Origin of the sequence: Pseudodesulfovibrio sp. JC047 (assembly GCF_010468615.1) — a bacterium.
In the GTDB taxonomy this organism is placed as follows: domain Bacteria; phylum Desulfobacterota; class Desulfovibrionia; order Desulfovibrionales; family Desulfovibrionaceae; genus Pseudodesulfovibrio.
The window spans coordinates 1-359 of sequence record NZ_WUEH01000107.1; the positions used below are offsets into that span (position 1 = coordinate 1).

Annotated in this window: 1 pseudogene; it reads right to left on the reverse strand. The window is 53.8% G+C overall.

The features are described from left to right. Window positions 1-147: 147 nt before the first annotated feature. A pseudogene (locus tag GO013_RS17115) lies at window positions 148-359 on the reverse strand (IS30 family transposase); the annotation flags it as partial.

Consider the following 359-nt stretch of genomic DNA (forward strand, 5'->3'; position numbering starts at 1 on the left):
TGCCGTCCGTAACGTCATAATACAGGAGTTCAGGATTGTCATACTCCAGAATCGCAAATTGCAATAACAAGTTGGACACCCCGTGGTAAAAACCTTGGTCACGGATGGAGCCGGAGGATCTATCCGTGAGCGAGGTTGCCGCAGCCGTCAGGCTGCGTAGACAGCATCTAGAAAAGCCTCAAAGAGTTCCTCTGGGGTGCAGTATCCGAGTTTCTTCCGTGGACGTCCATTCAGCTCGTCAGCAGCGGTGAGGATATCCTCGTCAGTGAAGCCCTCGATAGAAGCTCCCTTTGGGATAAAGGCCCGGAACAGGCCATTGTGTCGCTCGTTCTGAGGACGCTCCCAGGAGGTGTACGGAT